The sequence below is a fragment of the Marinobacterium sp. MBR-111 genome, from assembly GCF_040547585.1.
GTDB classification, from domain to species: domain Bacteria; phylum Pseudomonadota; class Gammaproteobacteria; order Pseudomonadales; family Balneatricaceae; genus Marinobacterium; species Marinobacterium iners.
Genome location: NZ_JBEPQA010000053.1, coordinates 1 through 7,982, shown reverse-complemented (window position 1 = coordinate 7,982; position 7,982 = coordinate 1). Strand labels below are relative to the sequence as shown.

Annotated in this window: 7 protein-coding genes; 1 reads left to right on the top strand and 6 read right to left on the bottom strand. The window is 45.8% G+C overall.

What is annotated here, in order from left to right; translation table 11 throughout:
- Window positions 1-536: 536 nt before the first annotated feature.
- Window positions 537-749: a hypothetical protein gene (locus ABIE61_RS18280; RefSeq protein ID WP_354412187.1), complete on the bottom strand. Its 213-nt coding sequence runs from the start codon at window positions 747-749 to the stop codon at window positions 537-539.
- A 212-nt stretch (window positions 750-961) separates the two neighbouring features.
- Here ABIE61_RS18280 and ABIE61_RS18275 point away from each other — a divergent pair, with 212 nt between their 5' ends.
- Entirely contained in the window at window positions 962-1,264 is a 303-nt protein-coding gene (locus ABIE61_RS18275; protein ID WP_354412185.1) for a hypothetical protein, read from the top strand.
- Window positions 1,265-1,517: 253 nt separating this feature from the next.
- Here the strand turns inward: ABIE61_RS18275 and ABIE61_RS18885 are convergent, their stop codons facing one another.
- The 5 genes from ABIE61_RS18885 to ABIE61_RS18245 form a co-directional block, all read right to left on the bottom strand.
- Entirely contained in the window at window positions 1,518-2,900 is a 1,383-nt protein-coding gene (locus ABIE61_RS18885; RefSeq protein ID WP_502915076.1) for a TniQ family protein, read from the bottom strand.
- Window positions 2,900-3,829 carry a TniB family NTP-binding protein gene (locus tag ABIE61_RS18260; protein WP_354412183.1) on the bottom strand — a complete coding sequence of 310 codons (930 nt, stop codon included), beginning with the start codon at window positions 3,827-3,829 and terminating at the stop codon, window positions 2,900-2,902. Before ABIE61_RS18260 ends, ABIE61_RS18885 begins: the two co-directional genes overlap by 1 nt.
- A complete protein-coding gene (locus ABIE61_RS18255; protein ID WP_354412180.1) occupies window positions 3,822-5,810 on the bottom strand; it encodes a TnsB C-terminal domain-containing protein in 1,989 nt (662 codons plus the stop codon). The genes ABIE61_RS18260 and ABIE61_RS18255 overlap by 8 nt, the downstream gene beginning before the upstream one ends.
- Window positions 5,811-5,826: 16 nt before the next feature.
- A complete protein-coding gene (locus ABIE61_RS18250) occupies window positions 5,827-6,465 on the bottom strand; it encodes a TnsA endonuclease N-terminal domain-containing protein (protein WP_354412177.1) in 639 nt (212 codons plus the stop codon).
- Window positions 6,466-6,963: 498 nt separating this feature from the next.
- Window positions 6,964-7,626 carry a hypothetical protein gene (locus tag ABIE61_RS18245; protein WP_354412174.1) on the bottom strand — a complete coding sequence of 221 codons (663 nt, stop codon included), beginning with the start codon at window positions 7,624-7,626 and terminating at the stop codon, window positions 6,964-6,966.
- Window positions 7,627-7,982 lie beyond the last annotated feature (356 nt).

Genomic DNA, 7,982 nt, shown 5'->3' with positions numbered 1-7,982 from the left:
GAGCAGTTACGGCGTATCCAATATCACCAGGCAACCCTCGGTGGCAGCACCGTGACAGGCGTGTCCAGTATGAGCCGTGAGCAGCTGGATATCTTCAAGGCTCTTAGTATCGAAAAACCCAGCGTTGGCACCGATAACCTGATCGTGTAGTGGAGCATTTTGCAGTGCCGACTATACGAATCAATAGCTTATAACGCTAAGTGTCGAACTCGGGAGTCCAGTTCATGGCTGATAAAGCCAAATATTGAGTTTGATGGCAGTACGGCACTCAGCATGCTGGTTTAGCCGGGAATGACGGTAGTATCTGGGTTAGATTGTATATTCAAGAAGTATCTGAGCACATCGCATGATGCCCTCTAGCGCGCATGACGGCGTTAAACGTGGTGGGGTACAAAAACCATAAAGTGTTGTGAAAAGTCATTACTCAACATGAGTGTTTTTCATGCCTTTGGGCGAGCAAAGTCGTGAGAGCCTAGTTGCCGACTCAGCAACGCGGAGTGTTGATACCAGGGCCACCGACAGATGACCCGCTTCGATCAATGAACTTTGAGTCGTACATGTTCAGCAAGCTGCTTCTCACAGCCAGCCCTTAGCATTTGTTCGATATCCTCTGAGTCAATACCGATCCGAAGAGCCCTTGCAACAAGGCGTGTTTGCCTCAAGTCATCTTCACCGTCTTGCTTGACACCACATGCCAACACAAGCCGAAATGCTCTCTGCTGTACGTCATCCCATGCTTGCTCACTCATCGCTCTGCTCCAGTTGATTCGTTGACATCCATTTGGCCACAAACTCAAGTTGAGGGACAGCGAAAAAGACTCATGTTTCTGTTCTTAACGTATTGATTAATAATGAGTTTATGGCTTGTTTGAATTGAACCATAAAGTGAGCAAAAAGCGTTGGCCGCGATGGTTATGAAAGCGACTATACTAAGCTTCAAAGTGTGATGACGGAGGGTTGCATGGCTCTCGATTTTGTATCGAAAGTTCCAGGGAACGACAACCAGCGGCTCAGCGAAAGGTTAGGATTAGAGTTCCCATACGATTGGTGCGATTCAAAAATGCCAATCGAGAAAATTGTCAGGCTGGCACTGGATCTGCAGCGTTTTGAAGATCTATGCAGGTTGGCCTTTTATGTTGGGATCGAGCGTTTGTTGACTGAGGCCGCTGCTCAGTATGGAGAAGACAGGGGGCTGTGGCCGGGACGCCTGTCCGACATGCTTAATAACATTCATCTTGTGATGATCAACCAACGAAGGAAGTGAGGACTACCATGAGCATGACAAGTGGGTTGACCGCTTGTATCGCCAGAGGTATCGTGTGGCTACTGGTGAGGGTCTAGGAACGGCTTCCAGCCTCACGACGCCTTGATTGGCCCAGCCGTACCGACCGAACAGCCACCCATGGGTGGCTGTTCAGATATCTCATGCACGTCGAATTCCGTAGTTTCTCAACAACTCCACAACGCCCTTCGTGGTTTTCATATACAGCTTTCTCTATAGAGTGTTTGGAATACCGTTATTGCCTTAATAGGGCCGTTGCATGGTAGTTTTTCTCCGATTTTTTGGCCCAAGCAATTAGTTCTGCCTCGACTACGTTGAGTTGCTTAAACCTTGTTCTCAGGTCTGTAATTTGACCGCGTATCTCCCCTGACACTACAGCTAGAATGAGCTCTGCAAATTTGCGATTGAGGTCCATCAGTATTTTGCTATGACGGCTCACAGTAACAATGTTGTCGTGCGTTACGATGGGGTTAAGATGAGCGCGAATGATTGACACGGCACTCCTGATATCTAGCCAGATAAATTTTCCGGGCCCCGCTAGGCTTTCTGCAGGCAGAATACCCCTCTTAATCAATGGGCTAATAAGTCGTTTGTCCACATTCAATGCGCTTGCGACTTCATGCGATGTGCATTGATAACGCAGCTCTGAGTGGGGGCGCCCTGCCAGTAGGCTCAGTCTTTTTTTTCCGACGAAAGCAGTAGCGGCCAGCTCATTTTCCTGCAACGACGATAGTTCTGGATAGCTCTCTAGTGCTTTGATGAACCGCTCATGTAGAGGAAAGCGCTTGATTTGATCCCGCAATAGCTGAACGCCATAGCAGCATGTTTCAGAGCCTAAAACTTTTAGGTCAGCTCGTGAGTCGAGTAAAGAATCATCTATTGTTTTGCTGCCCAACACTGCTGATGCCAGCAGTCCGAAAGCTGAGCGAATCAGCAAGCTCAAGTTATCGACTTCGGGCATCTTCTGCAAAGATTGATACATCGAGTCGAATGGGCGGGCAGTAACGACTATGGCGGTTGTCAGTGAGCGTGCGATGAGGCGCATTTCTCCGATCGTTGCCGAGTCCTCGCTATTCAGCCAAGAGTTAATTTGCGTCTGCAGAGGGCAGGGAGTAACTTGAGTGCCCTGAAGTTGTAACCAAGATCGTTTGCAGTGTGGACATCCGTGAAACAGGTCACTTACGGCTTGGAATTGTTCACCACAACATGGGCAGGCTTGTAGTAGCTCTGTGCCATGTTTAGTGCATAGGTGATACAGAAGTAATGACCACTCAAATCGCAAAACTGCCTGCTCTTGCATACATTGAGGGCAAACCCGCACTGTTTCTACACGCAGATCCTGTATATGTCGTGATGAGTCAAATAATAGAGGATGGTTAACCTGCTGAGCGAAATGGCGTCTTAACTCGTCAGGTGACCGCTCTAACCATACGGCAAGCTTCAACAGCGTTTGCTCAAAATCTGTGCAGGAGAGCCGTGCCCAGACTATCCGTGAAGGGATGCCAATTGCCGAGACTAGCGAGTTAATAGAGGGCCAACCATTGCTTTCAGCAATTCGAAGCAGGTAACCCGGCAAAGACTCTCCCTGTTCAGGATACGGTCGAACTGGGAGTGACATTATTTACTCCCCTTAGCTATATGACGTTTCAGCACCTCGCCACGCATGTGAAACGGATTCGATACCCGTGCCTCGAGCGGATCGTGAACTGCAAAAGCCCAGGCTTTGGCGTAATCGGTCACAGTAAGAGTACTTGAAAGGTCAGCGTTTTCGAGTGCTTGTTCAATCACGTCAGAGATCAATGCGGGCTTACCTTCGGATGAAAGGAAAAAGCGCTCGAGCATTTGTTCGCTAGTCAGCGAGATCGTCTTTACGCCCACTGACTCGAGCATCTTTTCGCATTTCAACATGTACTGAGCGAAGTAATCGCGATCTTCATCAGTTTGAATACTGAACGGACGTAAAATACATGTGGCTGCAAAACGACGTTTAAATTCAGCGTGTCCGCGGCCGATCTGAGATGCTTCCTCAAGCCCACACAAGACGACCGGTATCTGCAAATCAGACATCAGGTTCTTGATGAAATTGGATACTGTTCGTGTGTCTTTCTGCGCGTTATGCGGCAGTAAGTGTTGCACCTCGTCCAGAACCAAAAGTTCAACTTTCAAAGCTAGCGCCAGTTTACGAAAACGCTGATTCATCGCGCGCTCCGTACCCTTGTCAGGGGCTGGGTCTCCGAGGGCAAACAGCAATTCTGACAGCACATCTTTGATTGTGGCAGAAGGAGGGGTATTGATATGCAACACGGTTTTGTAACTATGCGTATCCGTGGTCGAACGTGCGACAGACCTTGCATAGTATTTGATAACCGTAGTTTTACCTACCCCGCTGGGGCCCAGTAGCATCACGCCCTTGGCTAAATTGCCATGCGTTCGATGTGCACCTGCGAGCGCGGCAAATGCGTTCTGGAATAACGGGTGAGTAATTGTCTTAGATAGAAAAGCGTCAGTCTCAGTTTTACGGCACGTGCGAAGCTGGATATTATTCATCGACACCCCAGCCTCCATCAAAGATATCATCTCCACGCAGGTAAGAGGCTGTCTCTTCGTGACCCGGCGAGCCATGGGGTGTCCTTTGCTCCTCTGGCTCATGCTGATGAGTTGCGAGATGTGCTTCAAGGAGCTGCTGACGGCGATGTACCCCCTCTGTGATCTCTTCAGCAGCAAAAGTACGGCGCCGACCTGATTGCTGGGCATTTCGAATAGCCTGCCGCTGTCGCTCATTCACATCATCTAGAAGCGGATTATTGTGCCCAAAGACTGGGGCTGGGGCCGATGCCAGCCGACGAGGCTGGCTGTGCTGGTGGCGGCTTTGAAACTCTGCAAGGCTCATACCCTCTTCTACACCTGATGTGGTCGCAGGGACGATGATTACAGTGTTGTTTGTTGGGTCAGTCACAGTGATTTCACTGATGTCATTTGTGCTGAACTCGCACGTTACAGATACCGCACCACGCTGCTGCGTTTTTAGCTTCAGGTACAACACATGAAGCTCGCGAGAGTTGTAAAATATATTTTTGATCTGGATACCTTTGTGATCCTGGATCCTTCTGTTAGCGACTTCACCGCGATACGACTGAATGACATCAAAGTTGTCTGGTAGAGGTGGCTGATTAAAACCGTTGAAATGCTCTGTCCAAACTTCGTAAGGTGAGCGTCCGTCTAGACCGCTATGTGGCCGATGATGGTATGTGTCGACGATGTATATATCGATCAGACTCTTAAGCTCAGACAGCGTCATACAGGCCTGCTTCTCGACTGCTACCTCAAGCTCGGGGTCACCCGGTTTGTACTTGCCGCAGTAACTGCTTATTTGGCTGAGACACTGAATACGTAGTGTACGAATAAAGCTTTCGACGAACGGCTTCTTCCAACCCTTACCGGTTTCAACAATACTTGCGATGACATCAAGCATCGCGAGAAAGGTCGCTGTTTGCTTGGCGGTATAGCCAGGCCCTCCATCACAGAAAACCTCTATTAAACGACCATACATGGGGTAATCACTGTGACAGGCAGGATATCGGGACCGGGGCTTGGGGCCTATTGCGTCAATGTAAGCATCAATGACCGAAGAGGCGGTTTCACCCTTCCCGATTTGTAGCTTGTACCCCAGTACTGAGCGTGTGAAGCAATCAAAAACAAGATAGATCATGACGGTGCCTAAATACCGTCCGTCATCATCAACTACACCAATATTGATATTCGCGGCGTCTACTTCAACCCGAGCCAGTGGTGCATGCACTTGATATTGAGCAAACACTGTTCTCAGCGCTTTATGCAGAGCACGTTTTCCCTGTCGGGCCTTAAGAACTTCCAAGCAATCAAGGTCTTCACGAATCCACTTCGCAAACGTGTTGTAACAGGGTGGCTTATAGCTATCACCAAACTCTTCGTGTAGCTGAATAAGAAATCTTTCATATGCTTGATGTATTGAGCTGCAGTTTCGGTTTAAGTAAACTTCTGCGACAACGCTCATCGCCAAGTCATAAACCTCGGGTTCTACTCGTCGCTCACGCTTTGTGTTTGGGACTACAACTGCAAGGCTACCCATCTGGGACGTTTCGGATTTTTGATACCAGCGCCACAGCGTTGAAGCTGAGGGTGGATTTGGATCACCGATCGCTCTGGCTACAGTTTGACTTACGTGTTTACGCTGCTCAGGGCTCCCCGAACGGCCACCAAGCATTTGCTTCATTCTGTCTAAATATGTTTTTACACGTGCATGCTGTGCTTGTTGAGACTCGTTGAGTTTGAGGCGAGAGTTAGAGCTAATGCTCGACTTGGGGTGAAGTGTATAAAAATGACCTTCACTGGATAGCTGATGCACCTGATCGCTTGAATAGAAACGCTTGGTTCCATCGTCAAAGATAGCTGCCGATGTGTTACGGTCCAGCTGTGTTAGCAGTGCCGTCTGGCCGTGGATAAAACAACGTGCTTGCGGCGTAAATTGGGTTTTCTGTCTAAGTGACATAGCGGCTTTCCTTTAGTTATTGCAAGTGGTTGAAGTGGATGATCAAGTCGTCATTGAGTGGCTGGGTCAGGTCTGCCCCAAGAACGCCTTTTGCGATGGCAATATCGATCAGGTCAATAGAAAGGTTCAAGCTGTGTGCGTGTCGGCGAAGCGACCCACGCGTAGCTGATGCATGGGTGGAAAGGCCACTCAAAATATTCTCAAGGTCTGCAATATCAAGGTATTTGTTGCGATAGCGCAGCAGTGAGAAAAGGTTTGGAATCAAAACGCCAATATGAAGGTGTTCATCTGTAACAACACGAAACTCAATACCGCGAGCCTCATAGACGTTGCGAAGTAGTTCCAACCGTTCACGCAGTATTGCGTCTTTTTTTAGAATTGAGGCGCACTTGACCTCAATGACCAGTATGCGACCATTTCTCAGTCGAACGAAAAAATCGGGCGTGTACCGTCGCATCTTACCTTTGAACAGAAATTCAATATGTGCAGGCTGTGCTTGATAGAAATCCACGTTGTCATTGAATTCGAGGCATAAAGCCATTGCCATCTCATGCCGTGATTCGATGTAGTTGGCTAATTCTGACTTTTTAGAGTAGAAGAGGCTGACTTTCCGATTTGGAAGTTGCTTGCAGAGTGTTCTTGGCTTGATGGTCATATGTTTCTCCGGTTTTGACTTCTCTTATAATAGTTTTCCGGAGGCGTTGGTCAAATATTAATAAATCCTAAGTTGTTGATAATTAAGGTATATTGTATACCATAACTATTAATATAAATTATTATTAAATTATGTATAACATTTGTATGATTTTGTTTTTTAAATGTTTTTTCACAATCAAGAAATAATTAACTTAGCATTAAGTCTTAATTTATTAATAATCATATATCTATTCCAACATATTTTTTATTTCTTATATTCCAAAATATTCTAAAAATGGCGGTAATATAGAGGAGGATTGAAGGAAGTCTAAAAGAGCTTCTGCCGATAGCAGTAATCTGGCTCAGAAGTAAGAATGATGTGTGGGGTGCACCGTCCTCATATATTTTAATTTCGGTGCACTGGATACTAGTCCATAGGTATTTGAACATGATGGATCTTTCTGGATAGGAGGCGCCTTGCTTGGACAGACAGTACCATATGATCTATTACATGTTATTAGTCATAGCGAAAGCTATGATAGATTCTATGAAGGGGGACGCCATAGGCAAGAAGGTCGTTCTTAGCATCATTAAATGCCTTTTGTCCGGATATATAATCCTCTTCGTTATTTTCATCTGGTTCCCGGATTTCACGGGGGAAATTATTATAAAAAGATGAGGCGAAATTTATTAATCCACTAGTATAAAGATTGAGGTCACGTCCTTCTTCGTAAGAAACTCTCTGAAGATGTGCACATCCGTCAAGATAGCCATGAAACCAATCAATACAGTTCTCAAGACTATCTGGGTCATCTTTTTTATGTGGGAATGGTACGATCATTTTTTCTAAAGCTGTTGCCGCCTCCCAGCCATAGTAGTATGGTATCGACTGACCACGTGTGGCTTTTATTTCATTATCATTTAGGTCCGTAATAACATCATATTCAATCAGAATATCCTCTTGAGCTTTTATGCCTAGCCTAGAGTGTTTTCCAAATTCTTCTTGCACTATTTTTGTTACTTCATGTAATTCATATGTGATGCATAATCCATCACCATTATAACTAAAAAAAGGAAATAGATCTTGCGGAACTCTATGAACTGCCCTGATGTAAGACTTATTCTTTAGATATATTTTGCCGTCTTTATTGTTTTTGAACTTGATAACTTTTTCATTCATATTATTAACCTCTATTATAATTTTTACCCTCATCGGTTATGTATATTTAAATAATAATTTATTTTGTGTCAAATGTTTTTTATTTATTTTGAATGAAAAAATAAAATATTAGTTTTTCTTCATGAGATTTAACGGTTTTTTGTCCTGTCTAGATAGGCTTTTATATCAGGGTTAGTGCTAGCAATCTCTAGGTGCGGTTGCAACTTAGTAGCAATTCCTTTTAATGCAAAGATTTCTCAGGGGCTGAGGCAGGCCTTTTCTCCCGAGTTCGACAGTTATCCACTGAAAATCGTCTCTTTTACACGCCTCAGGCCAGTATTCATGCGGGTTTCCGCTTTTTAGACGCCTAAAACCCT